The 24,710-nt window shown below is 72.0% G+C and carries 27 protein-coding genes; 11 read left to right on the forward strand and 16 right to left on the reverse strand.

Annotated features, from left to right (window positions below):
* Positions 1 to 2: 2 nt before the first annotated feature.
* From IE237_RS01295 to IE237_RS01305, 3 genes are all read right to left on the reverse strand, one after another.
* Positions 3 to 1,019, reverse strand: a complete 1,017-nt coding sequence (locus IE237_RS01295) for an AAA family ATPase (RefSeq protein WP_189800642.1) — start codon at positions 1,017 to 1,019, stop codon at positions 3 to 5.
* 316 nt (positions 1,020 to 1,335) lie between these two features.
* Positions 1,336 to 3,369, reverse strand: a complete 2,034-nt coding sequence (locus IE237_RS01300; protein WP_189799913.1) for a VMAP-C domain-containing protein — start codon at positions 3,367 to 3,369, stop codon at positions 1,336 to 1,338.
* Complete coding sequence (locus tag IE237_RS01305; protein ID WP_229842180.1) at positions 3,366 to 3,806, reverse strand: CU044_2847 family protein; 441 nt, start codon at positions 3,804 to 3,806, stop codon at positions 3,366 to 3,368. The genes IE237_RS01300 and IE237_RS01305 overlap by 4 nt, the downstream gene beginning before the upstream one ends.
* Positions 3,807 to 3,931: 125 nt before the next feature.
* Between IE237_RS01305 and IE237_RS01310 the strand changes: the two genes are divergently transcribed.
* Positions 3,932 to 4,117, forward strand: a complete 186-nt coding sequence (locus IE237_RS01310) for a DUF6104 family protein (protein ID WP_024761804.1) — start codon at positions 3,932 to 3,934, stop codon at positions 4,115 to 4,117.
* Between the two features lie 21 nt (positions 4,118 to 4,138).
* On the opposite strand, the gene IE237_RS01315 is transcribed toward IE237_RS01310, so the two are convergent.
* Positions 4,139 to 4,954, reverse strand: coding sequence for a hypothetical protein (locus IE237_RS01315; RefSeq protein WP_189799914.1), 816 nt, complete (start codon positions 4,952 to 4,954; stop codon positions 4,139 to 4,141).
* A gap of 150 nt (positions 4,955 to 5,104) precedes the next feature.
* On the opposite strand from IE237_RS01315, the gene IE237_RS01320 reads away from it, so the two are divergent.
* Both IE237_RS01320 and IE237_RS01325 read left to right on the forward strand, forming a co-directional pair.
* Positions 5,105 to 6,016 (forward strand): DUF4097 family beta strand repeat-containing protein, encoded by a 912-nt coding sequence (locus IE237_RS01320; RefSeq protein WP_189799915.1) that lies wholly within the window; start codon positions 5,105 to 5,107, stop codon positions 6,014 to 6,016.
* A gap of 1 nt (position 6,017) precedes the next feature.
* Entirely contained in the window at positions 6,018 to 6,932 is a 915-nt protein-coding gene (locus IE237_RS01325; protein WP_189799916.1) for a PadR family transcriptional regulator, read from the forward strand.
* Positions 6,933 to 7,202: 270 nt separating this feature from the next.
* Here the strand turns inward: IE237_RS01325 and IE237_RS01330 are convergent, their stop codons facing one another.
* The 3 genes from IE237_RS01330 to IE237_RS01340 all read right to left on the reverse strand — a co-directional run bounded on the left by IE237_RS01330 (position 7,203) and on the right by IE237_RS01340 (position 11,085).
* The gene (locus IE237_RS01330) at positions 7,203 to 8,645 is read right to left on the reverse strand and encodes a cellulase family glycosylhydrolase (protein WP_370468135.1); all 1,443 of its coding nucleotides are present in this window, start codon (positions 8,643 to 8,645) and stop codon (positions 7,203 to 7,205) included.
* A 90-nt stretch (positions 8,646 to 8,735) separates the two neighbouring features.
* Positions 8,736 to 9,701: a zinc-binding dehydrogenase gene (locus IE237_RS01335; protein ID WP_189799917.1), complete on the reverse strand. Its 966-nt coding sequence runs from the start codon at positions 9,699 to 9,701 to the stop codon at positions 8,736 to 8,738.
* Between the two features lie 172 nt (positions 9,702 to 9,873).
* Entirely contained in the window at positions 9,874 to 11,085 is a 1,212-nt protein-coding gene (locus IE237_RS01340; protein ID WP_189799918.1) for an NAD(P)-dependent malic enzyme, read from the reverse strand.
* 537 nt (positions 11,086 to 11,622) lie between these two features.
* Here IE237_RS01340 and IE237_RS01345 point away from each other — a divergent pair.
* The 3 genes from IE237_RS01345 to IE237_RS01355 are packed head-to-tail and all read left to right on the forward strand — an operon-like array spanning position 11,623 to position 14,331.
* The gene (locus IE237_RS01345) at positions 11,623 to 12,585 is read left to right on the forward strand and encodes an ABC transporter substrate-binding protein (RefSeq protein WP_189799919.1); all 963 of its coding nucleotides are present in this window, start codon (positions 11,623 to 11,625) and stop codon (positions 12,583 to 12,585) included.
* Between the two features lie 31 nt (positions 12,586 to 12,616).
* Positions 12,617 to 13,567 carry an amino acid ABC transporter permease gene (locus IE237_RS01350; protein ID WP_189799920.1) on the forward strand — a complete coding sequence of 317 codons (951 nt, stop codon included), beginning with the start codon at positions 12,617 to 12,619 and terminating at the stop codon, positions 13,565 to 13,567.
* Entirely contained in the window at positions 13,564 to 14,331 is a 768-nt protein-coding gene (locus IE237_RS01355) for an amino acid ABC transporter ATP-binding protein (protein ID WP_308433016.1), read from the forward strand. Before IE237_RS01350 ends, IE237_RS01355 begins: the two co-directional genes overlap by 4 nt.
* A 59-nt stretch (positions 14,332 to 14,390) precedes the next feature.
* Here IE237_RS01355 and IE237_RS01360 read toward each other — a convergent pair whose 3' ends face one another.
* Positions 14,391 to 15,140, reverse strand: a complete 750-nt coding sequence (locus IE237_RS01360; RefSeq protein ID WP_189799921.1) for a class I SAM-dependent methyltransferase — start codon at positions 15,138 to 15,140, stop codon at positions 14,391 to 14,393.
* Between the two features lie 106 nt (positions 15,141 to 15,246).
* Between IE237_RS01360 and IE237_RS01365 the strand changes: the two genes are divergently transcribed.
* A complete protein-coding gene (locus tag IE237_RS01365; RefSeq protein WP_189799922.1) occupies positions 15,247 to 15,876 on the forward strand; it encodes a CGNR zinc finger domain-containing protein in 630 nt (209 codons plus the stop codon).
* Here the strand turns inward: IE237_RS01365 and sodX are convergent.
* Complete coding sequence (gene sodX / locus IE237_RS01370; RefSeq protein WP_189799923.1) at positions 15,780 to 16,214, reverse strand: nickel-type superoxide dismutase maturation protease; 435 nt, start codon at positions 16,212 to 16,214, stop codon at positions 15,780 to 15,782. The two genes, IE237_RS01365 and sodX, sit on opposite strands and share 97 nt — an antisense overlap.
* 162 nt (positions 16,215 to 16,376) lie before the next feature.
* On the opposite strand from sodX, the gene sodN reads away from it, so the two are divergent.
* Positions 16,377 to 16,772 carry a superoxide dismutase, Ni gene (sodN, locus tag IE237_RS01375; RefSeq protein WP_030688769.1) on the forward strand — a complete coding sequence of 132 codons (396 nt, stop codon included), beginning with the start codon at positions 16,377 to 16,379 and terminating at the stop codon, positions 16,770 to 16,772.
* Between the two features lie 69 nt (positions 16,773 to 16,841).
* On the opposite strand, the gene IE237_RS01380 is transcribed toward sodN, so the two are convergent.
* Both IE237_RS01380 and IE237_RS01385 read right to left on the reverse strand, forming a co-directional pair.
* The gene (locus tag IE237_RS01380) at positions 16,842 to 17,327 is read right to left on the reverse strand and encodes a GNAT family N-acetyltransferase (RefSeq protein ID WP_189799924.1); all 486 of its coding nucleotides are present in this window, start codon (positions 17,325 to 17,327) and stop codon (positions 16,842 to 16,844) included.
* Positions 17,324 to 18,292 carry a LysR family transcriptional regulator gene (locus IE237_RS01385; RefSeq protein ID WP_189799925.1) on the reverse strand — a complete coding sequence of 323 codons (969 nt, stop codon included), beginning with the start codon at positions 18,290 to 18,292 and terminating at the stop codon, positions 17,324 to 17,326. Before IE237_RS01385 ends, IE237_RS01380 begins: the two co-directional genes overlap by 4 nt.
* Positions 18,293 to 18,489: 197 nt before the next feature.
* Here IE237_RS01385 and snpA point away from each other — a divergent pair, with 197 nt between their 5' ends.
* Positions 18,490 to 19,134 carry a snapalysin gene (gene snpA / locus IE237_RS01390; RefSeq protein WP_189799926.1) on the forward strand — a complete coding sequence of 215 codons (645 nt, stop codon included), beginning with the start codon at positions 18,490 to 18,492 and terminating at the stop codon, positions 19,132 to 19,134.
* 55 nt (positions 19,135 to 19,189) lie between these two features.
* Here the strand turns inward: snpA and IE237_RS01395 are convergent, their stop codons facing one another.
* Genes IE237_RS01395 through IE237_RS01405 form a run of 3 tightly spaced genes read right to left on the reverse strand, consistent with a single transcriptional unit; the run spans position 19,190 to position 20,515 of the window.
* Entirely contained in the window at positions 19,190 to 19,609 is a 420-nt protein-coding gene (locus IE237_RS01395) for a DUF6304 family protein (RefSeq protein WP_189799927.1), read from the reverse strand.
* Between the two features lie 42 nt (positions 19,610 to 19,651).
* Positions 19,652 to 19,891, reverse strand: coding sequence for a hypothetical protein (locus tag IE237_RS01400; RefSeq protein ID WP_189799928.1), 240 nt, complete (start codon positions 19,889 to 19,891; stop codon positions 19,652 to 19,654).
* Positions 19,892 to 19,933: 42 nt separating this feature from the next.
* Positions 19,934 to 20,515, reverse strand: a complete 582-nt coding sequence (locus IE237_RS01405; RefSeq protein ID WP_189799929.1) for a dihydrofolate reductase family protein — start codon at positions 20,513 to 20,515, stop codon at positions 19,934 to 19,936.
* 126 nt (positions 20,516 to 20,641) lie between these two features.
* Here IE237_RS01405 and IE237_RS01410 point away from each other — a divergent pair, with 126 nt between their 5' ends.
* Positions 20,642 to 21,217: a TetR/AcrR family transcriptional regulator gene (locus IE237_RS01410; protein WP_189799930.1), complete on the forward strand. Its 576-nt coding sequence runs from the start codon at positions 20,642 to 20,644 to the stop codon at positions 21,215 to 21,217.
* Between the two features lie 28 nt (positions 21,218 to 21,245).
* Here the strand turns inward: IE237_RS01410 and IE237_RS01415 are convergent, their stop codons facing one another.
* Entirely contained in the window at positions 21,246 to 22,289 is a 1,044-nt protein-coding gene (locus tag IE237_RS01415; RefSeq protein ID WP_189800645.1) for a family 2 encapsulin nanocompartment cargo protein polyprenyl transferase, read from the reverse strand.
* A gap of 147 nt (positions 22,290 to 22,436) precedes the next feature.
* Complete coding sequence (locus IE237_RS01420; RefSeq protein WP_189799931.1) at positions 22,437 to 23,852, reverse strand: family 2B encapsulin nanocompartment shell protein; 1,416 nt, start codon at positions 23,850 to 23,852, stop codon at positions 22,437 to 22,439.
* Between the two features lie 253 nt (positions 23,853 to 24,105).
* On the opposite strand from IE237_RS01420, the gene IE237_RS01425 reads away from it, so the two are divergent.
* On the forward strand, positions 24,106 to 24,696 hold the full coding sequence (locus IE237_RS01425; protein WP_189799932.1) for an N-acetylmuramoyl-L-alanine amidase: 591 nt from the start codon (positions 24,106 to 24,108) through the stop codon (positions 24,694 to 24,696).
* Positions 24,697 to 24,710: the final 14 nt, after the last annotated feature.

Genomic DNA, 24,710 nt, shown 5'->3' on the forward strand with positions numbered 1-24,710 from the left:
CATCACCTCGGCTGATCGAGTGGCTGCATGAGCATGTCCGCGATGCGTTCCCTGGTCACCCGCTCGGCGCGGGAGGCGTGCTGGGTGAGGTAGAGCGCGTTGAGCAGCTGGTCGGTGGCGATGACCTCGCCCGGCTCGCGGTTCAGGAAGCGCTGGACCAGGCCCTGTTCGCCGTCGCCCGAGGCGGCGTCGGTCCCGAGATGGGCCTCGATCATGGCGCCGAGCTGCTCCTCGCCGGGAGGTTCGAGCTCCAGACGGATGCAGCGGCGCAACAGGGCGGCGGGGAAGTCCCGTTCGCCGTTGGAGGTGAGCACGATGAACGGGAAGGTGGTGCAGCGGATCCGGCCGCCGTACACCGGCACCTTGCGGCCGTCGTCGCTGAGCACCTCGACGACGGGCTCCCGGTCGGCGAGCCGCTCCAGCTCGGGGATGGCGAACTCGCCCTCCTCCAGCGCGTTCAGGAGGTCGTTGGGCAGGTCGAGGTCGCTCTTGTCGAGCTCGTCGATGAGCAGTACGCGGGGCTGCTCGGAGGGGAGCAGCGCGGTGCCGAGCGGTCCGAGCCGGATGTACGAGCCGATGCCGGCCGGGGCCGCGGCGGCGGAGCCGGGCGCACCGGTCTGGGCGCGCTCCAGCTGGACGTCCTGGAGGCGGCCGATGGCGTCGTACCGGTAGAGGCCGTCCTGGAGGGTGGAGCGGCTGACGATGGGCCAGCGCAGCACGCGGCCGAGGCCCAGCTCGTGGGCGACGGCGTGCGCGAGGGTGGACTTGCCGGTGCCCGGGTTGCCGGTGACGAGGAGCGGACGGCGCAGGTACAGCGCGGCGTTGACGGCGTCGGTCTCGGCGGGCCGGGGATGGTGGTTCTGGACGAGTCTGCGCTTGACGCCGAGCCGGCGGTCGGAACCGGCGAGGGTGTCGTCGGCTCCGCCCGTCGAGAAGTCGCGCCAGGGCGGTGGGGCGGGCAGGCGCCGTATCTCGTCGTGCGGATGCCCGGCCCCACGGTAGATCCGCCAATCGTTCACCATGAACTCCTTCTGGCTGTGGTGTGCTTGGCCGGGCCCTCCGAACGTACCGCCGGGGGACCACCCCTGCCGACCCCCAAATCGGTCGTCCCGGGCGGGCCGTGAGCCGCCGGACGCGCGGCGCGGGGCGGTCCGGACGGATCCCCCGACCGCCTCGGACCGGAGTCGCGCCCCGCCGTCCTCACGCGCCCCGTCCCTGCCGGACGCACGGCGCGCCCCGCCGGCCTCACGAGCCCGGCCCGCCCCGGATGCACGGCGTACCCCAACGGCCTCACGAGCCCCGCCCGCCCCGGACGCACGGCGCGCCCCGCCGGCCTCACAGGTCCTCCTCGCCGAGCAGCGGCGGGGCTTCGAGGCGGCCGCCGTGCGGCGGGCGGTCGGGCGGGTCGTACAGGACGGCGACGGTCTCCGCCCAGGCGAGGTCGGGCCGCTCCGGCGCCAGGGTGCGCAGGGAGCGGACGCGTTTGCCGAGCCCGTGGGCCGTCACCGCGTCCGCGAGCAGCCGGCCGGCCTGTTCGTGGAAGTCCGCGCAGTCGGTGTGGCCGTCGGCGCCGGTCCGCCAGAGGGCCAGCGGGTGGCCGGCGGTCAGGGCCGCGTTCATCGCCATGAGCCCGTCCCCGCTGCCCACCTGCCCGCAGAAGACCGGCACGGTGCCGCCCTCGGCCTCCCGGAGCCGGTCGTACGTCTCCGCCCAGGTCTCCCGGCGCACGCGCGCGGTATGGGCGTCCGGGCCGGCGCCGGGCACCTCGGCACGCAGCGGGGCCGCGCACAGCGGTCCCCGCTCCCCGGCCTCCCAGCGCTCCCGCCACTCGGGCGACGGCTCCTTGTCGTGCCGCCGGGCGTCCCGGATGACCACGATGCGGCGCTGCCCGAGGGTGATGGCCCCCCACGCCTCGTCGGGGCCCTGCGGAGGTTCGAGCCGCCAGGTGTCGAGCGGCTCGTCGAAGAGCTCGCGCGGCAGCACCGCCTCCACCGCGGCCAGGTGCGGCCCGTTGTCGCCGAGCCGGAGGGCCTCGGCGAGCGGCCCGCTCAGGGTCTTCCTGAGCTCGGCCCGCACCACGCCGCGGTCGTCGCCCTTCAGCGGGGTGACCGTGTGCCCGTCGCGGAGCAGCTTCACGCGCCAGGGGTAGAGCTCGCCCCAGCGGGGCGTGTCGATCTCCAGGAGCACGTCCGCGCGTGGCCGGCGCTCGTGGGCGGTGAAAGGGGCCGCCGAGCGGTCCGCGCCGATCAGGCCGTCGATCTCACGGCGGAGGAACGGGCCCGCGTCGGCGGCCCGGTCGATGAGCCAGCCGCGGAAGGCGGCCACGTCGCCGCGACCGCCGGGGCGCCCGGAGACACGCCGGACGACATGGGCCGCGTACAGGAGCACGGCGTCGAGGCCGGGGTCACCGGGATCGCTGCGGTCGGGCGCGCGCAGCCCGTACAGCAGGGCCGCGCCCTCGCTCCACGTGCGCGGGTCGTCCTCGAACGCGTCCGGGGTCGTGGTGTTCCTGATCCAGGCCTTCACCTGGTCGACCAGGTCCATGATCTCGCCGGGGTTGATCGGCGGGGGCAGGGCGGCGAGCTGTCCCCGCAGCCGGGTGCGCAGCTTCGGGCTCAGCGGGTGCGGGCCGCCGAGCCGCTCCTGCGCGCGCGTCCAGTCGGATCCGTCGTCCAGTGACTGGTGGTAGTGGTCGAGGTGATGACGGTCGTGGTCGCGCAGGGCCTCGGCCCAGAACTCGCCCCCGGGCGCGTCGTGCAGGCGGCGCAGGGCGGCGAGGGGGACGAGGGCGCCCTGGTCGGACCAGCGTCCCTTGTTGAAGCCGATCACGGCGCCCTGGAGGTCGTCGACGACGGGGCCGCCGGAACAGCCCTCGACGGGCAGCACCCCCTTCGTGACGAGGGCGCGGGCGTCGACGCCGCTCAGCCGGCCGTGCACCTGGCGGATGCCCAGCTCCCCGGTCTCCCGGGACCAGCCGTGCAGACCCACCTCGGTGGTCCGGGCCGGAGGCAGCTCGCCGAGCAGGACGCAGGAGGCCTTGCGCGTGCCGGGCACGCGCACGAGGGCGACGTCGGGGAAGCCCCAGGGCTCGGGGCGCACCCCCGGGTCCTCGGGCCGGGGCAGGGCGAGCACGACCGTGCCGACGGACCGGCGCGCTGTCTTGCCGTCCTGCCAGGTGATGCCGACGGCCGGCTCCTTCCTCCACACCTCGCCACCCCCCTCGGCCACGACATGGGCGCACGTCAGCACCCAGCCGGGGGCGATGAAGAAGCCCGTGCCCCAGAACTGGTCGCCGTGCGGGTCATACCCGCCGTCGGGAGCACCGATGCGTACGAGTGCGGGGCGCACGAGAGCGTCGAAGGCGCTCATGCGGTTCCATCGGCCGCCGGGCGCCGCTGCGGGACGATGCCCGGCCGTTCCTCCGCGGCCTCCGGCTCGGCGGAGCCGGGTGCGGGCTCCGCCGCCCGGCCGGCCGCCGGGCCCGGTTCGGTCCAGGTGAGGGAGACGTTCACGGAGGCCTTGCCCGCGCCGTCCGCGAGGACGCCGATCACCTTGCCCGACTGTGCCGACAGCTCGATGCCGAAGCTGACGGCGACCTCCACCGGCCCCTGCGGGTCGAGGCCGGCGCGCAGGGAGCCGACGACTCCGCGCACCACGTCCGTGAGCCCGCCGGCCATCGAGACCACCCGGTCCCTGACGCCGGTGTCCTGGAAACCGCCGCCTCTGCCGAGCTCCTCCGCGTCGCTGACACGTGCCCAGACAGGCGTGCCGTCGTCCAGTCGAATCCGAGCGATCCCGTGTGCCATCGCGGCCCCCGCTCCCCGAAGCGATGTTGGATCCAGATGTTGGATCCAGATGTTGGATCCAGAAGGCTAATCGGTGGGGCTGACGGGCGACAGGGGACGTGAGGGCCACGTCCTATCCTGATCGCATGTACTTCACCGACCGTGGCATCGAGGAACTGGAGAAGCGACGCGGCGAGGAGGAGGTCACCTTCGAGTGGCTCGCCGAGCAGCTGCGTACGTTCGTCGACCTCAACCCCGACTTCGAGGTGCCGGTCGAGCGCCTCGCGACCTGGCTCGCCCGTCTGGACGACGACGAGGACGACGACGAGTAGGACACCCTTCCGGCGGCGGGCTCATCTCTCCCGCAGCCGGTCGTGGGCGAGGCCGAACGCGCCGTGCGCGACGAGCAGCGCTCCGGCCGCCGCCCAGCCGCCGCTGCGCCGGGCGACGCCCCAGAGCAGCAGCGGCATCCCCACGAGGAGCTGCGCCCCGCCCAGTACGCGCGCCCTGGGGCCGCGCGGGTACGGGCCGGGGGGACCGCCCTCCACCCTCTCCGGCTCCGCGGGCGCGGCGTCGCGCCGGCCCGCCCCTTCCAGCTGCTCCGCGCCCTGGGCGAGGGCGGCGGAGCGGAGCCGTTCGGCGCTCTCGCCCGGGACGATCCCGGTGGGCAGCGCGAGTCCGTCGCGGGCGAGGACCGCGACGACACCGATGAGCCGGGCGCGGGCGTCGGCGTCGGGATCGGGCTCGGTGAGCGGTTGGAGGGCCTGTACGTCCAGGACGGGATCGAGGGCGAGCCGGGCCGCGAAGGTGCGCATGGCCTCGTCCTCGCCGACGGGGGTGCCGTCCGCGAGCCAGGTGTAGCCGACCGTCCGGCGGAAGCCCGCGGCGAGCGTGAGACCGGCGCGGTCGCGGTCCCACCAGAGCCCGACGACGGGCCGGCCCGCGGCGGGGACGGCGAGAGCGGTCGCCCAGCCGGTGACGACCTGTTCGACCGGCTCGCCTCCGTGCAGCCAGGGCTTCCCCTCGGGTACGAGCACGCTCCACTCGGCACCCGCGGGGGCGAGGAGCAGCTGTTCCCGGAGGAGTTGGGCCGGCGGCCGGACCGCCGGGGGCTCGGCGCGGCAGAGCAGCAGGGCTCCGGCGGATCGCGGTCCGGACGTCGGATTCATGGGCCCTACGCTAGGACAATTTGTCCGCATATGAAGTAGATCGCCCCTGCCCTGTCAGGGAAGAGTCAGGGTTGACTCCGCAAGGCCGCGATATATCGTGTCTATCGAGAGACGCGATATGTTGCGTTGCCGATACGGGAGGTCAGCACCATGACAGAGTGGTCCGTCACCGAGCCGACGAAACTGGCTCCGGCCGAGCCCGTGACGCTCCTGCAGGTCCGCATCGTCAACGGCACGGTGAACGTGGTGGGGACGGACGAGAGTTCCGCCCGCGTCGAGGTCTCCGAGATCGAGGGTCCTCCGCTGATCGTGACGCAGGACGGCTCCACGCTGACCGTGACGTACGAGGATCTGCAGTGGAAGAGCATCCTCAAGTGGTTCGAGCGCAAGGAGTACCGGCGCCGGGCCGTCGTCTCCGTCGCGGTCCCCGCGGGCGTCGACGTCGAGGTGGGCGTGGTCGGCGCCGAGGCGGTCGTCACGGGGATCAGAGGGCGTACGGAGGTGCGCGGCGTCACGGGCGACACCACCCTCCTCGGCCTCTCCGGCCCGGTCCGCGCCGAGAGCGTCTCGGGGAATCTGGAGGCCCAGTCGGTCACCGGCGCGCTGCGCGTCAACTCCGTGACCGGCGACGTGACGGTGATCGAGGGCGCGGGCTCCTCCGTGAAGGCCGACACGGTCAGCGGCGACATGGTCATCGACCTCGACCCGGCCAGGCTCGACGGGCCGCCCGCCGACATCCGGCTCACCAGCGTCTCCGGCGAGGTCGCCATCAGGCTCCCCCATCCGGCCGACGCCCGGGTCGAGGCGAGCACCACGAGCGGTGCCGTGTCGAACGCCTTCGAGGACCTGCGGGTCGGAGGCCAGTGGGGTGCCAAGTCCATCACCGGCACGCTCGGTTCGGGCCGGGGCACGCTCAAGGCGACCACCGTCTCCGGGTCCATCGCCCTGCTCCGCCGTCCCGAACCCCAGGACGACGGCGACGCGGCCCCTTCATCCGCTTCCTCGTCCGCCCCCTCGTCCGCTTCCCCGTCCGCTTCCTCCGCGACCGGAAAGGTGCTCTGACATGCCGCCCGTCTTCGCCCACGGACGCCTCCGCCTCTACCTCCTCAAACTGCTCGACGAGGCCCCCCGCCACGGGTACGAGGTGATCCGGCTCCTGGAGGAGCGCTTCCAGGGGCTGTACGCCCCCTCGGCCGGCACGGTCTACCCGCGCCTCGCCAAGCTGGAGGCCGAGGGCCTCGTCACCCACGCCAGCGAGGGGGGCCGCAAGGTCTACTCGATCACCGACGCCGGCCGCGCGGAGCTGGCCGGGCGCGGCGCCGAACTGGACGACCTGGAGCGGGAGATCCGCGAGTCGGTCTCGGAGCTGGCGGCGGAGATCCGCGACGACGTGCGCGGCGCGGCCGGCCGGGTGCGCAGCGAGATGCGTGCCGCCGCCGGGCAGAGCCGCACGGTGGATCCCCCTTCCTTCGCCGAGGCGAAGGAGGAGATGCGCCGGTTCAAGCAGGAGTGGAAGCAGCAGGCCCGCGAGGCCCGCGAGGAGGCCCGTTCGGCGCGCCGCCAGGCGAAGGAGTTCCAGCGGATCGCCCAGCAGGTGCAGGAGGAGGTCCAGGACCGGTTCTCGCGGGGCGACTGGCCGAAGGGGGTCTGGGAGGGGATCTCCGGCATCACGGCCCAGCTCGGTGACCTGGTGGCGGGCACGACCCACCCGAAGGCCGCCTCGCGGGAGCCGTCGTTCACGAAGACCCACGCCGACGAGACCCCGACCGGCGAGGCGCCGGAGTGGGCGCGGGACACGGCGGGCACGGGCGACCCGGCCCGCGACCTCGACCGGCTCCTCGACCGCTTCCGCGACGAGATCCGTGACGCGGCCCGCGACCACGGGGTGACCCAGGACCAGCTGACGGAGACCCGCCGCCACCTGTCGACGGCGGCCCTCAGAATCACCGCCCTCCTGAACCCCGACCGAAAGCCCTGACCGACCGCCCCCGAGACCCGCCCCGCCCACTCGCCGCCCCAAGGCATGGACCGGACGGCGGGGGGCGTCAGCGCCAGGCAGAGCGGCGCATCCGTCACCCTCCGGCCGGGATGCGCGTCCGTCAGCACCCGCCGGACAGCGGGTCGTCAGCTCAGGTCGGACGGTGCCGGCACGGACCCGTCGCCACCCGACAGCACCTGCCGGACGGCGAGTCCGCCGGCACCCGCCGGGCGGCCGGGCGTCAGCCTCGGGCTGCCGGGATGCGCGCCGTCAGCCTCGGGTGACCGTGACCGTCACCCGGGCTCCGGGGGCCGCGAGGATCCAGGCCCTCCCCCGGTCCTTGCGGAGCACCAGCGCGGCGCCGCGCGCGGTCACACGCCAGTCGCCGGGCGGCAGGGAGAGCTCGGTGACGCGGGAGCCGCGCCGGCCGGCCGCGTCGTACGACAGCCGGTAGACCCCGGCCGCCGGGTCGTACACGGAGGAGCGGACCGTGCCGGCGACCGCCTCGGCGTAGGGCTCGGCGGTCAGCTCCTTGTTCGGGCGGAAGGCCCCGGTGGCGTCCACGGCGCAGTAGCCGGCGCCGTAGCACCACTCCCAGCCGGTCCAGCCGGAGCTGTAGCGGCCGAGGGAGGCCATGGCCTCGCGGTAGAAGCGGTTCATGTTCGGGCGGGAGTTGTTGAGCGGCCCCCACTCCCCCACGATCACCGGCACCTTGTACTCCTTGGGGTACAGGGTGACCGCCGCCTCGTAGTTCTCGATCCAGCGGGCCGACGGGTCGTAGTCGCCGCCCGCCTCCATCGCGCCGTTGTAGAAGTGCGGGGCGTAGACCACCTTCGGGTCGTCGATCCTCCCCAGTCCGGTGGGCACGCCCTCGCCCACGATCGGGGTCGGCTCGACGAAGATCCACCCGTCCTTGTCGACCGAACGGATCTGGTCCGCGATCCGGTTGTACATCGGGGTGATCTGGTCCCGCTCGATGCGCCGGGCGGCCGTCGCCAGGTCCTCGCCCTCGCGCATCTCGCCCATCGGCTCGTTGATCGGGTCGTAGCCGAGCACGGCCGGGTGGTCCTCGAAGCGGTCGGCGAGCACCCGCCACATGCGGGCCTGGGCACGCTGCAGGTCCTCGTCCTCGTACAGGTGGGTGAAGGCACGCTGGACGGCGGGTTCGAAGTACTCGGAGAACCAGTCGTCGGGGTGCGGTGTGAAGGGCAGCCCGTCGGTCCTGGTGGCCCAGGCGGGCACGCCCCGGGAGCCGAACGCGGGCCCGAAGATGTCCTGGTGGGCGTCGAGGATGACCTTGACGTCGTACTTCGCGGCCCAGTCCAGGATCCGTTCGATCTTGCGGAGGTAGGAGGTGCTGTACTGGCCGGGGCGGGGCTCCAGGTCGTCCCAGAAGACCAGGAGCCGGGCCGTGTTGTAGCCCTTCGCCCGCATGTCCCGGAGGTACTTCTCGGTGATCGCGGAGAGGGCGGTGTCGCCGCTGTGCGACTTGTCCGCGAGGTTCCAGCCGCGGAGGGTGAGGACCCGGCCGCGGGAGTCGGTGAGGGCGGGAATCCCGTCACCACCGGCCTCCGCACGGGCGCCGGCCTCCGCACGGGCGCCGGTCTCCGCACGGGCGCCGGTCTCCGCCATCGCGGCGGTCTCCGCCATCGCGGCGGTCGGGGCGAGCAGCGAGGCGACGACGACGGTCGCCGCGAGGGTGGTTCGCAACAAGGAGGACCTCCGGCACGACAAAGTGAGTGATGTTCACGTTTCGCGTGCCGGAGATCTCATCAGGTCAAGCGACCTGTATCAAGGGGGCCGTCACGAGGTCTTCAGAACGATCTTTCCGAAGAGCTCGCCGGAGGCCATCTTCTCGAAGCCCTCGCGCGCCCGGTCCAGCGGCAGGACCTCGTCGATCACCGGCCGGAGACCCGTCGCCGCGCAGAACGACAGCAGGTCCTCCAGCTCGTCCTTCGAGCCCATCGTGGAGCCGACGACCTTCAGCTCCAGGAAGAAGATCCGGGTCAGCTCGGCGTGCGAGGGCCGGTCACCGCTCGTGGCGCCCGAGATGACGACCGTGCCGCCGGGCCGCAGCGACTTGACCGAGTGCGACCAGGTCGCGGCGCCGACGGTCTCGATGACGGCGTCCACCCGCTGCGGGAGCCGTGCCCCCGGCTCGTACGCCTCGACGGCGCCGAGCTCGATGGCCCGCTTGCGCTTGGCCTCGTCGCGGCTGGTGGCGAAGACCCGCAGGCCGGCCGCCTTGCCGAGGGCGATCGCGGCGGTGGCGACGCCGCCGCCCGCGCCCTGCACGAGCACGGAGTCCCCGGGCCGCACGCCGGCGTTGGTGAAGAGCATGCGGTACGCGGTCAGCCAGGCGGTGGGGAGGCAGGCGGCCTCCTCGAAGGACAGCTCCTTCGGCTTGGGGAGCACGTTCCAGCGGGGCACGGTCACCCGCTCGGCGAAGGTGCCCTGGTAACGCTCGGTGAGGATGGACCGGGGCTCGTCCGGGCCGACGCCGTGGCCCGACTGGCCGATGACGGAGTGCAGGACGACCTCGTTGCCGTCCTCGTCGATGCCGGCGGCGTCGCAGCCGAGGATCATCGGCAGCTTCTCCTCGGGCAGTCCGACCCCGCGCAGCGACCACAGGTCGTGGTGGTTGAGCGAGGCGGCCTTGACGGTGACGGTGGTCCAGCCGGGACGCGCCTCGGGTTCGGGGCGTTCGCCCAATTCGAGGCCGTTCAGGGGCTGGTCGCGGTCGATTCGGGCGGCGTAGGCAGCGAACATGGCCCCGACCCTAGGGGCCCGCGGGCGGCCGGGGGAACCACGCCCCGGTGTGACCCCTGTCGCCTGGACAGCGCGCGCCGGCACGCCTCGGCGCACGCCCCTGAGCTCCCCGTATGCCGAAGGGCCCCGTCCCGGTGTCCGGAACGGGGCCCTTCGGCGTGCCTGGTGCGCGTCAGCGGCGCGCGACGCCCTCGGCGCGGGCGGCGGCGGCGACCGCGGCCGCGACGGCCGGGGCGACCCGCTCGTCGAACGGCGACGGGATCACGCAGTCGGCGGCGAGCTGGTCGCCGACGACGTCCGCGATGGCGTCGGCCGCGGCGATCTTCATGCCCTCGGTGATCCGGGAGGCCCGGACCTGGAGCGCGCCGGCGAAGATGCCGGGGAACGCGAGGACGTTGTTGATCTGGTTCGGGTAGTCCGAACGGCCGGTCGCCACGACGGCCGCGTACTTGTGCGCGACGTCGGGGTGGACCTCGGGGTTCGGGTTGGCCATGGCGAACACGAAGGCGTTCGGGGCCATGGCGGCGACGGCCTCCTCGGGGACCGTACCGCCGGAGACGCCGATGAAGACGTCCGCGCCGGCCAGGGCGGTCTCCAGGGAGCCGCTGAGGCCCGCCTTGTTGGTGAGCTCGGCGATCTCGCGCTTGACGTCCGTGAGGTCCTCGCGGTCGCGGCTGACGATCCCCTTGCGGTCGGCGACGGCGACGTCGCCGAGGCCGGCCTGCAGGAGGAACTTGGCGATCGCGACACCGGCCGCGCCGGCACCGGAGATGACACCGCGCAGCTCGCCGAGGGTCCGGCCGGTCAGCTTCGCCGCGTTGCGGAGGGCGGCCAGGGTGACGATGGCGGTGCCGTGCTGGTCGTCGTGGAAGACGGGGATGTCGAGGCGCTCCTGGAGCTTGCGCTCGATCTCGAAGCACCGCGGGGCCGAGATGTCCTCCAGGTTCACGCCGCCGAAGGACGGGGCGAGCCGGACGACGGTCTCGACGATCTCGTCGGTGTCGGTGGTGGCGAGGGCGATCGGGACCGCGTCCACGCCGCCGAACTGCTTGAAGAGGATGGCCTTCCCCTCCATGACCGGGAGGGAGGCCTCCGGGCCGATGTCACCGAGGCCGAGCACCGCGGTGCCGTCGGTCACGACCGCGACGACCTGGGACTTCCAGGTGTAGTCGTTGACCAGCTCGGGCTGCTCGGCGATCGCGGTGCACACCTTGGCGACGCCGGGCGTGTACGCGAGGGAAAGGTCGTCCTTGTTCCGGACGGGCACGGTGGCCTGCACAGCCATCTTGCCGCCCCGGTGAAGGGCGAAGACAGGATCGAAGGGCTCCTCCGGAGCTCCTTCCGTACCACTGTCATTGCGAGGATTGACGATCTCCGCTGCCATTGGGTTGACCCCTTAAGTCTGCTTCATTTGAGGGTTGGCCGCTCCTGGTGTGGAGCGGTGGGCGGGTCCCGCGGCCGCCGTGTCTGGCAGCCGCGCGGGCGCGCCGCACAACGCGCCCTGAGCCCCGGATGAGGGGTGTAAGGATCCTTCTTACCGGACGGACGGCACCGCAGACGAGTCCATATCCGCTCGGTGACGCGACTCATACCGAGCGCATCCGGACACGGACGGAGAACGACACGTCACCCGATGTCCCGATAGATGGTTTCCGCACCCGATTGGCGGAGTTCCATTCGTCCGAATGCCGAGATGAACCGCAGATTTTTCGGTGACGGGGAAGGGATTCCGCAGAAGGTCCGGCCTTGATGTACCGGCCTGTCGGGATTTCGGGGTCACCCGTTACCCGATTTTGACATCCGTGGCCGTCGGTTTGTGGCAGTCCGAATGGCAAGATGCCGTAATCACACGAGGTCGCGACACTCGAAGATGCGTCCGCGACCACCTGGCAGCTCCCTCACACGCCGGAGGAACCCGACCATGACCGCACGCTCCACGCGCTGTACGACCGCCAAGACCCGCACTTCCCGTCTTGCCGCGGTCGCCGCCATCGCGGTCGCCGGCTCGATGCTGCTGACCGCCTGCGGCGACCAGACGGAGAGCGCGAGCACGCCCACCGACACCGGCTCCGCGTCCGCCGGCAAGGCCCCGCTCTTCTCGAAGCTCCCCGCCGACATCCAGAAGGCGGGTGTCATCAAGGTCGGCACGGACGCCTCGTACGCCCCGATGGAGTTCACCGAGGGCGGCAAGATCGTCGGCGTCGACCCGGACCTCGGCGAGGCCCTCAGCAAGCAGCTCGGCGTCAAGCTCGAGTTCGTGTCGGGCACCTTCGACGGCCTGATCACCTCGATCTACTCCGGCCGCCAGCAGCTGATCATGTCCTCGATGACGGACAACAAGAAGCGCCAGGAGGGCCTGGACGACAACGGGAAGAAGATCGGCAAGGGCATCGACTTCGTCGACTACTTCAGCTCCGGCGTCTCCCTGCTGGTCAAGAAGGGCAACCCGCAGGGCATCAACTCCCTCGACGACCTCTGCGGCAAGACCGTCGCCGTCCAGCGCGGCACGATCTACGAGGACACCTTCAAGGCGCAGGCCGCCAAGTGCGGCGACAAGAAGCTGACCATCCAGGCCTTCGACACCGACGCCGAGGCCCAGACCCGCGTCAAGGCGGGCGGCGCGGTCGCCGACCTGAACGACTACCCGGTCGCCGCGTACATCGCGAAGACCTCGGGCGGCGGCAACGACTTCGAGGTCGTCGGCAGCCAGAGCGACGTCGGCCTCTTCGGCATCGGCGTCTCGAAGGAGAACACCCAGCTGCGCGACGCCGTCAAGGAGGCGCTCGACGCGATCATCAAGGACGGCTCCTACGCGGAGGTCCTGAAGAAGTGGGACGTCGAGGACAGCGCGGTCAAGTCGGCCACGATCAACGCCGGCAAGTGACCTCTCCTCGTACCACTGAAGGGCAGTCGTCATGACTGACAAGATCAGCAAGGAACCGGCCGCCGCTCCGGCCGGTCCCTCCCCCTCGGGCGTCCCCTACGAGGCGATCAAGGCCATCCCCGTGCGGCACTACGGCCGCTGGATCAGCGCCGTGGTGGTCGTCGGGCTCCTCGGGTGGCTCGTCTACGCCTTCTCCCAGGGCAATGTCATCTGGGACACGGTGTGGGACAAGGTGTTCGACCCGTCCGTGATCAGCGGCATGTGGAACACCATCATCATCAGCGTCTCCGCGATGGCGCTGGGTCTCGTCCTCGGCATCCTCTTCGCCGTGATGCGGCTCTCCAAGAACCCGGTGACCGGTGCGGTCGCCTGGCTCTACATCTGGTTCTTCCGCGGCACCCCGGTCTACGTCCAGCTGCTGGTGTGGTTCAACCTGTCGCTGATCTTCCAGTACATCGACCTCGGGCCGATCTACAAGAACGAGACCGTGGACGTCATGACGCCGTTCATGGTGGCCCTGCTCGGCCTCGGCCTGAACGAGGGCGCCTACATGGCGGAGATCGTCCGCGCCGGCATCCAGTCGGTCGACGAGGGCCAGACGGAGGCGGCGCACGCGCTGGGCATGTCCCAGACGAAGACCATGGGCCGCATCGTGCTCCCGCAGGCCATGCGCGTGATCGTGCCCCCGACGGGCAACGAGTTCATCAACATGCTGAAGACCTCGTCGCTGGTCTCGGCCGTGCAGTACACCGAACTGCTGCGTGCCTCGTCGAACATCGGCAACACCGCCGGCGCCGTCATGGAGATGCTGTTCGTGGCCTCCATCTGGTACCTGGCGCTGACCAGCGTGTTCAGCGTCGGCCAGTACTACCTGGAGCGCCGCTTCTCCCGCGGTTCGACCCGCAACCTGCCGCCCACTCCGTTCCAGCGGGTCAAGGCCAACCTGACCACGTTCAAGCGTTCCCCGGAGGCATCGGCATGACCGGTCAGACCATGGTCAAGGCAGAGGGCGTCCACAAGTCCTACGGCGCCGCCCACATCCTCCGCGGCATCGACCTGGAGGTGCAGAACGGCGAGGTCTTCTGCCTCGTCGGCCCCTCCGGCTCCGGCAAGTCGACCTTCCTGCGGTGCATCAACCACCTGGAGCGCATCGACGGCGGCCGGCTGTCCGTCGACGGCCAGCTGGTCGGCTACCGGCAGAAGGGCGACAAGCTCTACGAGCTGAAGGACAGCGAGGTCGCGGTCCAGCGCCGTGACATCGGCATGGTCTTCCAGCGCTTCAACCTCTTCCCCCACATGACGGCCCTGGCCAACGTCATGGAGGCCCCCATCCAGGTGAAGGGCGACTCCAAGGCGGTGGCGCGCGAGCGGGCCGAGCGCCTGCTCGACCGGGTCGGTCTGCGGGACAAGATGGGGAACTACCCGTCGCAGCTCTCCGGCGGCCAGCAGCAGCGCGTGGCGATCGCCCGCGCGCTGGCGATGGAGCCGAAGCTGATGCTCTTCGACGAGCCGACCTCGGCGCTCGACCCGGAGCTCGTGGGTGACGTCCTCGACGTCATGCGCGACCTGGCCGAGTCCGGCATGACGATGATCGTCGTCACGCACGAGATGGGCTTCGCCCGCGAGGTCGGCGACTCGCTGGTCTTCATGGACGGCGGCGTGGTGGTCGAGTCGGGCAACCCGCGGGACGTCCTGACGAACCCGCAGCACGACCGGACGAAGGCGTTCCTCTCGAAGGTGCTGTAAGCCGTACGGAAAGGGGCGGTGCGGGCTCGTGCCCGCACCGCCCCTTTCCCGTCCCCCGGCTACTTCACGGCCAGCAGGAGGGTGTCCGAGGGCGAGGCCCAGACCGGCCGCGCCTCGCCGAAGCCGGCGGCGCGGAGGGTGTCGGCGTGCCAGCCGGCGGAGGGCGCGTCGCCGTCGGCGTGCTCGCCGTAGATCTCGAAGCGGCGGGCCGTGGGCTCGGCGAGGACCGGGTCCGCGGCGGCGACCGCCCACCACTCGGCCCAGTCGAGGGCGCCGGCGCCCTTGGCCCGGTCCATGGCGGCGTGCCGGTGGGCGCGCTCGGCGGCGTTGATCCGCGGGGTGGCCTCGTCGATCATGTGGTCGGCGTTCATGAGGACGCCGCCGTCCCGGACGAGGCCGGCGAGCTGCCCGTAGAGGGCCGTCAGGGGCTCGCTGTGGAGCCAGTGGAGGGCGGTGGCGGTGAGGACGGCGTCGTACGTGTCGTACGGCAGGCTCCGCACCCATGCGGGGTCCTTGAGGTCGGCGGTCACGAAGGTGACGCGCTCGTCGCCGGCGAAGGAGCCCTCGGCGATGGCGAGGAGGGCCGGGTCGAGGTCGACGCCGGTGCTGGTCGCGTCGGGGAACCGCTGGAGCAGCCGGCTCGTAATACTCCCCGTACCGCACGCGAGGTCGAGGACGCGGGGCTTCGGCCCCACGAGCGCCTCGACCATGTCGAGCATCACGCGGAACCGCTCCTCACGGTCCGGCATGTACCACTCCTGCTGACGGTCCCAGCTCTGCTGCCAGCCCGCCCAGTCGGTTCCGGTCATGGTCGTTCCTCCCCGCGTTCGCCCTACCGTTTGTAATACCCTCGAAGGGGAAACAGCCGTTACCCCTTCCGACCGAGACACTAGCCCGCCGAAGTAAGGACTACAAGTGGAACTGGCCCATTACTCGGATTTCGCCGTACGTCTGGTCAACACCGAGGAGCCGGCCCGCAGCAAGGACACCCTGACCTCCGTCGAGGTGCTCCGGGACCTCTTCGGACCGGCCACCCAGATGGCCCGGAGGGTCACGGAGGCGGACCTCCCGCGCTTCCGCACGGTGCGCGCCCGGCTGCGGGCGGTCTTCGCCGCGGCCGACGAGGGCGACCACACGGGAGCGGTGGACCTGCTGAACTCACTCCTCCTGGAGTTCCCCGTCAGCCCGCAGATCTCCGGCCACGACACCCTCGACGAGGAGGGCCGGCCCCGCTGGCACATGCACCTCGCCGACCACTCCTCGAACGCGACGACGGGCTACGCCGCCATCTCGGCGATGGGCCTCGCCTTCCACCTCACGGAGTTCGGCGCGGACCGGCTCGGCCTCTGCCAGGCGCCGCCCTGCCGCAACGCCTACCTGGACACCTCCACCAACCGGTCCCGCCGCTACTGCTCGGACCGCTGCGCGACCCGGGCCAACGTGGCCGCCTACCGGGCCCGCAAGCGCCTGGAGGCCGAGCGGTCCGACCGGACCGGCCTCACCGAGGACACCAGCCAGGAGAGCACCACCCCGGCCGAACGCTGACGCCCCGGCGTCACCGGCCGGTACCGCGCCCGCACCCGCCCGAGGACCAGCTCGGGCGGTACGGCCCCGAAGACCCGGCTGTCGCCCTCGGCGTCCGGGTTGTCGCCGAGCACCCACCAGCCGCCGTCACGTCGCTCGATCAGCCGCTTCACGATGAGCAGATCCTGCTGGAGCGGATGCCGCAGCACGGCCACGCACCCCGCCCGCAGCCGCGCCCCGTACTGCACGAGCAGCTGGTCGCCGTGGAGCAGCGTGGGCACCATCGACACCCCCGTCACCTCGGCGATCCCGAACGGGGCACCGGCCTCCCCCACCTGCTCCCGCCCGGACCTCGTCATCCGGCACCTCCCGATCCACTCCTGCGTGGACTCGTCCACTCGTACACGAGTCCCATGGTGACCCTGGACTTTTGACCTAAGCCCCAGGGGGCGCCCGCGAAAACGCCCTTCTCACCGAGTAATGTCCCACCTGAGAAGACGATCACGAGGAAGGACGGCTCAATGCTCTCCCGCCTGTTTGCCCCCAAGGTGAAGGTCAGCGCCCACTGCGACCTCCCGTGCGGCGTGTACGACCCGGCCCAGGCCCGCATCGAGGCCGAGTCCGTCAAGGCTGTCCAGGAGAAGTACCTGGCCAACGACGACCCGCACTTCCGTGCGCGCGCCACGGTCATCAAGGAGCAGCGCGCGGAGCTCGCCAAGCACCACGTCTCGGTGCTCTGGAGCGACTACTTCAAGGCCCCGCACTTCGAGAAGTACCCCGAGCTCAACCAGCTGGTCAACGACACCCTGAAGGCCCTCTCGGCCGCCAAGGCGTCGACCGACCCGAAGACGGGCGAGAAGGCGCTGGAGCTCATCGCCGAGATCGACCGCATCTTCTGGGAGACCAAGAAGGCCTGACCTTCTTGACCTTCTGATGTCCACCCGGAGGGGTACGGCCGCGCCGCGGTCGTACCCCTCCGGGCGTTTCTACGCCTCCGTCGGGAGCGTGTAGCGGCGCTTCTCCTTCGAGGTGGCGCCCAGGCGGTCGTAGAAGCGGATCGCGCTCTCGTTCCACGCGGGGGTCTGCCACTGGAGTTCCGGGAGTCCGAGGGTGCGGGCCTCCGTGCGGAGCGCCGCGATCAGCAGGGGGCCGAGGCCGTGACCCCGGGAGGTCTCCGTCAGGTAGAGGCAGTCCATGTGGAGGTACTCCGTGCCGTCCCAGGTGGAGAGCTCCGGGGCGCAGGTGGCGTAGCCCGCGAGGGTGCCGTCGGGGAGGGCGGCGACGAAGCAGCGGAGGCGGGGGCGCTCGGGGCCGAAGAGGAGGCCGGCGAGACGGTCCGCGAGGCCGGGGGCCGGGGGCGCGGACTTCTCGTACGCGGCGTGCTCGGCGATGAGTTCCACGACCCGGGGCAGGTCCTCGGGGCGCGCGTGCCGCACCTCTGCCCGGCCCGGGCCGTCCTCGCGTTCGCTCATACGGTCATCATGCACGGTCCCACCGACAGCGTGGCCGTCGCGCCCTGGCGGCGGAGCCACTCGCGGTACGGGGCCGCCCGCAGGGCCACCTCCCGGTAGGCCGCGGCGAGTTCGGCGTACAGCACGTCCAGGGGCGCCCCGGGGCGCGCGTACAGCAGGAGGCGGACGCCGAGCGGGTCGCCGCGCAGGGGCCGGACGGCCATGTCCTCGCGCGGGACCGAGGTGGGCTGGCAGGGGGCGACGGCCTCGCCGAGGACGATGAGCGAGGCGGCCGTGTGGTAGTCGCCGTGCAGCAGGGGCGGGTCGATGCCGGCGGCGCCGAGGACCCGCCGGAGGCCGTCCCATTCGCCGTCGACGGTCGGGTCGACCATCCAGTGGTCGGCGGCGAGGTCGGCGAGGTCCACGACGGTGCGGGCGGCGGCCGGGTGGTCGCGGGCCATCGAGATGAACTGCGGTTCGCGGGCGACCAGGACCCGGCCCGTGAGCCCCTCGGGGACCCGCAGCGGGCAGCCCTCCACCTCGTGCACGAAGGCCACGTCGAGCTGCCCGGCGGCGACCGTGCGCAGCAGCGCGTTGGCGGAGACGTCCACCCGGAGGCCGACCTCCGTGCCGGGCAGCCGCTGCCGGAGGCGGCGCAGCCAGCCCGGGAGCGCCCGGCTGGCCGTGGAGCCGACGCGGAGCCCCGGCCCGTCCTCGCGGGCGGCCGCGGCCCGGGTCTCGGTGACGAGCGCGGCCATGTCGGCGACCAGGGGGCGGGCCCGGCTGAGCAGGGAGCGGCCGAGCGGGGTGGGGCGGCAGCCGGTGCGGCCGCGGGAGAAGAGTTCGGCGCCGAGGGAGTTCTCGATGCGGCGCAGCTGGGTGGTCAGCGAGGGCTGGCTCATGCCCAGTTGGCGGGCGGCCTTGTGCAGGCTGCCCGTGTCCGCGATGGCGCAGAGCGCGCGCAGATGTCTCACCTCCAGCTCCATGCCCCGAGGGTAGGGCGGCTCCCGGAGTCGCACCAGACGCCCGGAACCTCTCAATCACCTTTGATTCCAAGGGAGTTGATGAGTCGTTCAGGGGGTCGGAGGGGTGGTGATGCGGTGGGGCTATCGGCGGTTGACATCATCCCCACGCGGCCCGGCTCCCCCGAGACTCTCTCCGACCCCAACAGGAGGAGCCCCCCATGCGTCACCCCAAGGTCCTCACCTCCGTGCTGACCGCCACCCTCGGTCTCGGCCTCGCCGCCTCGCTCGGTACGGCGCCGGCGGCGGCGGTCGGCACGGCCCCCCACGCCAACGCCGCCGTGGCGTACGCCGGTTCGGCCGAGGAGGCCAAGGCCAACCAGGCCTTCTTCGACGCCGTCGTGAAGTCGGTGGCGAAGAAGCGGGCCGCCACCCCCGGCGCGGCCGCCGTCACCGTCGTCTACAGCGCCGCCAACGCGCCGAGCTTCCGCAGCCAGATCGCCCGCTCGGCCCAGATATGGAACAGCTCGGTGGCGAACGTCCGGCTCGTCGAGGGCAGCAACCCGGACTTCGCCTACTACGAGGGCAACGACTCCCGTGGCTCGTACGCCAGCACCGACGGTCACGGCAGTGGCTACATCTTCCTCGACTACCGGCAGAACCAGCAGTACAACTCGACCCGGGTCACCGCCCACGAGACCGGACACGTCCTCGGACTGCCGGACCACTACAGCGGCCCCTGCAGCGAGTTGATGTCGGGCGGCGGCCCCGGCACGTCCTGCCAGAACGCCCAGCCGAACGCGCAGGAGCGGTCCCGCGTCGACCAGTTGTGGCGGTACGGCCTCGCCTCGGCCTTCAAGAGCTGACGCGTAGCCACGTACGGCGGTGGCGCCCCCTCCCCGGGGCGCCGCCGTCCCGGCCTCAGGCCGCCTGGAGGAGCCTGCGGCCGAAGTCCGCACCGGCCGGCAGCTGGCGCCGCACCCTTTCGAGGGCTCCCTCGAAGTCGCCCCCGGCGACGCACGCCTCGAAGGCGGCGCCGCCGTAGTGCAGCGTCAGGCTGAGGTCGGCGCGCTCACCGAGCGTCAGCAGGCAGGCCAGGGTGGCCTGCTGGGCGGCGCCGTCCACGACGACGGGGAGCGGCAGGTCCCACTCCAGGACGCAGCCCGTGAGGGCCCGCCCGCCCTCGTCGGCGGCGGTGAGCGCGGCGAAGCTCTCGCCCGTGTACTCGACCCCCCTGATCCGGGTGGCGACGCGCCGCCCGTCGGCCGTGATGACGATCGCTTCCGCGCCGCTGCGGTCCCGGTACCAGCCGGTCCAGACTTCTGTCGACTCCGATGACATGCGCGGACTGTAGCGGTATGACCGGCTCCGCCGCGCGCCCGGTCACCCAGGGGCCGGACTTCTCCCGATCTCGCCGTTCTTGCCGGTCACGTGCGGGGTAGTGGCTTCCGCACCCTCGTGGAGCGGGCACTCCGGGTTGCGGCACGGCTGCACCTCCCACTCCGGCACCCAGGCCCCGAGGACCTTGTGCCGGGTGGCCAGCGTGCCGAGCGGTCCGCCGCAGGCCGGGCAGTGACGCTCGGCCAGGGGGTCCCGCGTCGTGCGAGGCACCTCGTCGCCCATGCATCCAGGGTAGGCCGCCCCGCGCGACACCGCTTGGCGCCGCTACCGCTTCCTGGTGTACGTGCGGACGATCACGCCGTTGTCGAAGACGCGGACGTCGCCGAGGTCGAAGTCCCGGGGCTCGAAGCCGGCGCCGAACATCGGCATGCCGGAGCCGTAGACCTGCGGGTAGGTCTTGATGACCAGCTCGTCGATCTCCTCGATGAGCTCACCGGCGATGGTGGAGCCGCCGCAGAGATAGATGCCCAGGGGGCTGTCCTCGGCCTTGAGCTCGCGGACACGGCCGACGAGGTCGTCGGCGATCAGCTCGACGTTGGGGTGGGGCGACTCGGCGAGCGAGCGGGTGGCCACGAACTCGCGCAGGTGGTTGTACGGGCTGGTGACGCCGATGTCGAGGGCGAGCTGGTACGACCGCCTGCCCTGGATGAGGGTGTCGTAGTGCTTGTTCTCGGCGTCGACCCCGAACATCTCCCGCGCGTGCGTCGGGACGGTCTCGGGGTACTCGGCGTTCATGGTCGCCATGTACTCACCGGTCGAGAACTTGAACATGGAGCTGGCGTCGCCCTCGGGGTCGCCGATGAAGCCGTCGATGGTGCAGGCGATGTAGTAGGTGAGCTTGCGCAAACCGGTCCTCTTCGTCTCGGGAAGCGGGCTGCCGTCGCAACCACGACACTTATAGTGCTTCACTTGTAGTGGTTACGCAAGGCCTATTTTCGAAGAGAACCGATTCAGCACACGAGGGAGCCCGACATGGCGAGAAACCCGGAGCGCCGTACGGCCCTGCTCGACGCCGCGATCGAGGTCCTGGCGGACGAGGGCGCCCGCGGGCTGACCTTCCGGGCGGTCGACGCCCGGGCGGGGGTCCCCACGGGCACCTCCTCCAACTACTTCTCCGACCGGGACCAGCTGCTCTCCCAGGTCGGCGACCGGATCTTCGTCCGGCTGACCCCGGACCCGGACGACGCGGCGGCCGCCATGCGGCACGCTCCCAGCAGGGAGCTGGTGCTCGACCTGATGCGCTGGATCGCCCGCAGGCTCGCCGCCGAGCGCACCTGCTACCTCGGCCTCTTCGAACTCCGCCTCGAAGCCGTCCGCCGGCCCGAGCTGAGGACCCAGCTCACCCAGGTGCTCCGCTCCGACCTGGACGCGAACGTCCAGGGGCACCTCGACGCCGGGATGCCCGGGGACGCCGACACGGTGCGGCTGCTCTACTTCGCCCTCACCGGACTGCTCCTCGACCACTTCACCGTCCCCGGGATCCTGGGCGACCGGGACCTGGACGACATGATCGAGACGGTGGTCACCCGCATCGTCCCGGAGACGTGACCACCCGCCGCCCACGCCCGCCCGGGGATCAGCGCGTACGGCGCGTGACGAACTCCGCGAGGGCGAGCAGGTCCTCCGCCGCCGCCAGATCCGGCACCGCCTGCGCCAGGTGCTCGACGGCGCGCCCCATGCGCTCGGCCGCCTGGGCCTGCGCCCAGTCGCGCCCACCGGCCCGCTCGACGGCGTCCGCCGCCGCCCGTACCGCCGCCGCGTCGAGGGCCGGGCGGGAGTACAGCTCGGCCAGCTCCTCCCCCGCGGAGGTGCCGGAGGTGAGCGCCGCCACCACGGGCAGCGACTTCTTGTGGGCGACGAGATCGGCACCGGCCGGCTTGCCCGTGCGCTCCGGGTCGCCCCAGATGCCGATGAGGTCGTCGATCAGCTGGAAGGCGAGACCCGCCTCCCGGCCGAAGGCGTCCATCGCCGCGACCTCCTCCTCCCCCGCGCCCGCGTAGAGCGCGCCGAGGGCGCAGGAGCATCCGAGCAGGGCACCGGTCTTGGCGGTCGCCATGGCCAGGCACTCGTCGAGGGAGACCTCGCGCGGGTCGCGGCGCTCGAAGGCGCAGTCGGCCTGCTGGCCGGCACAGAGCTCGATGACGCAGGCGGCGAGGCGCGCGGAGGCCGCCGGGGAGGCCGGGTGGGGGTCCTCGGCGAGCAGCCGCAGGGCCAGCGCGCTCATCGCGTCACCGGCCATGAGGGCGTCGGGGATGCCGAAGACGGTCCAGGCGGTGGGCCGGTGCCGCCGGGTCGGGTCCTCGTCGACGATGTCGTCGTGGAGCAGCGTGAAGTTGTGCGCGAGCTCCACCGCCGCCGCGGCGTTCACGGCCCGGGACTCGTCCGCGCCGAGCGCGCGGGCCGCCGCGAGGACCAGGGCGGGCCGGATCGCCTTGCCCGGCCGGCCCGCGTCCGGGGTGCCGTCGGCGCGCTCCCAGCCGAAGTGGTACATCGCCACGCGCCGTACGGAGTCCGGGAGGGACTCGACGGTCGACCGCAGTCGGGGGTCGACGGCCGTACGCGTCCGGTCCAGGAGCGTCACGGCCCCCTGGCCGTCGGCGACGGGGTCCGGGCTGGTCATGGTCACGGTCATTTCCTTCGCATCCTTCGCGACGGGCCGCCACGGCGGGTCCGCCACGGAGATCGGCCGCGGCGGTCCTTCGCCGCGGCGGGCCGGGGAGCGCCCGGGGGCGGGCGGGTTCGGCCCCCGCCCCCGGGCGCCGCCGGCTCAGCGCCAGCGGCTGACCTCGACGTTCTCCAGGACACCGAGGGCGTCCGGGACGAGGACGGCCGCCGAGTAGTAGGCCGTGACCAGGTAGGAGATGATCGCCTGCTCGTCGATGCCCATGAAGCGGACGGAGAGGCTGGGCTCGATCTCGTCGGGGAGGCCGGTCTGGTGCAGACCGATCACGCCCTGGTCCGCCTCGCCGGTACGCATGCAGATGATCGAGGTGGTCCGGGCGTCCGAGACCGGGATCTTGTTGCACGGGTAGATCGGGACGCCGCGCCAGGTCGGGATGCGGTTGCCCGCGATCTCGATCGTCTCGGGCACGAGGCCGCGCTTGTTGAGCTCGCGACCGAAGGCGGCGATGGCGCGCGGGTGGGCGAGGAACATCTTGGAGCCCCGGCGGCGGGAGAGCAGCTCGTCCATGTCGTCCGGGCTGGGGGCGCCGTCGTGCGGCTGGAGCCGCTGTCCGTAGTCGCAGTTGGAGAGGAGGCCGAACTCCTTGTTGTTGATCAGCTCGTGCTCCTGGCGCTCGCGGAGCGCCTCGACCGTGAGCCGCAACTGCTGCTCGGTCTGGTTCATCGGCTGGTTGTAGAGGTCGGCGACACGGCTGTGGACCTTCAGCACGGTCTGGGCGACGCTCAGCTCGTACTCGCGGGGCGAGGCGTCGTAGTCCACGTAGGTGTGCGGGACGACCGCCTCGCCGACGTGGCCCGCGGAGAGGTCGATGGCGGCCTCGCCGTAGGTGTTGGTGCGCTGGTCGGGCGCCGACGCGACCCCCGCGAGGTGGGCGGCGAGCGAGCCGGCCCGGTCCGCGAGGTTCCGTACGTCGTCCCGGGTGAGCTCCAGGACCGTACAGGCCGTGGCGGCCCGGGCGGTCCAGTCCCAGGTGGCGTCCGCGTCGACCAGCGCGGCCTCGCCGAGGTAGGCGCCGTCGGCCAGGACGCCGAGGACGGCCTCGTCGCCGTAGGGCCCCTCGCCGATCTGCTCGATGCGGCCGTGCGCGAGGAGGTGCACCCGGTCGGTGGGGGCTCCGGCCACGGCGATGATCTCGCCCGCCGCGTACTCCCGCTGGGTGCAGCGGGCCGCGAGCTCGGTCAGCGCGCCCTCGTCCTCGTAGCCACGCAGTGCGGGGAGTTCGCCGAGTTCGGCGGGGATCACCGCGACGCGCTCTCCGGTCTGCACGAAGGTGACGCGGCCGTCACCCACGGAGTAGCTGAGCCTCCGGTTCACCCGGTACGTGCCGCCCTGCACCTGGACCCACGGCAGCGTCCGCAGCAGCCACCGGGAGGTGATCTCCTGCATCTGCGGGGCCGACTTGGTGGTCGTGGCGAGGTTCCGCGCGGCGGCGGTCCCGAGACTCTGCTGCGGGGCCTGCTGCTCCGCGCGGACCTCGCCGTCAACCGAACCAACGGACATGGAACTCCCTCTCGTATGACTGAGTTGCGAGTGAAGCCTTTCAGCACGGAGCGTGTCGGCGCCATTACACATTCGGGTGGGACTGTTCGACGATCTTCGGGGCATGTCACGTGATTTCCATCCGAACAGACCAGCCCCACAGACCTCCTGACGATCTGTCCGGATCTGCTCGCACACGGCCCGAACGGATGGCAGCGGAGTAGCGGACTCCGGTACTCCGGAACCTCACCCCGCCCTCCGGAAGGAGTCGGTCATGGCCTCACCCATGTCCGCGAAGAAGTTCCTCGGCGCCCTGCGCGCCGAGCACCTCGCGGTCGTCCAGGTCGGCGACTGGTCCACCCACAACCGCAACCACAAGGGCCCCTGGGGCCCCGTGCACGGCGTGATGATCCACCACACCGTGACCCGTGGCACCGCCGCGACCGTCCGGCTGTGCCGGGACGGCCACGAGAACCTGCCCGGGCCGCTGTGCCACGGCGTGATCGCCAAGGACGGCACGGTCCACCTCGTCGGCTACGGGCGGGCCAACCACGCGGGGCTCGGCGACGACGAGGTCCTCCGGGCGGTCATCGCCGAGCGGAACCTGCCGCCGGACGACGAGGCCACCACGGACGGCAACCGGCACTTCTACGGCTTCGAGTGCGAGAACCTCGGCGACGGCGAGGACCCGTGGCCGGACGTGCAGCTGGAGGCCATCGCGAAGGCGGCGGCCGCCGTCTGCAGGGCGCACGGCTGGACGCACCGGTCGGTCATCGGACACCGCGAGTGGCAGCCGGGCAAGGTGGACCCGCGCGGCTTCACGATGGCGTCGATGCGGGAGCGGATCGCCGACCTGCTGCGCTGACCCGCCGGGCCGCC

This window comes from Streptomyces tanashiensis (genome assembly GCF_014648895.1).
Classification (GTDB): Bacteria; Actinomycetota; Actinomycetes; order Streptomycetales; family Streptomycetaceae; genus Streptomyces; species Streptomyces tanashiensis.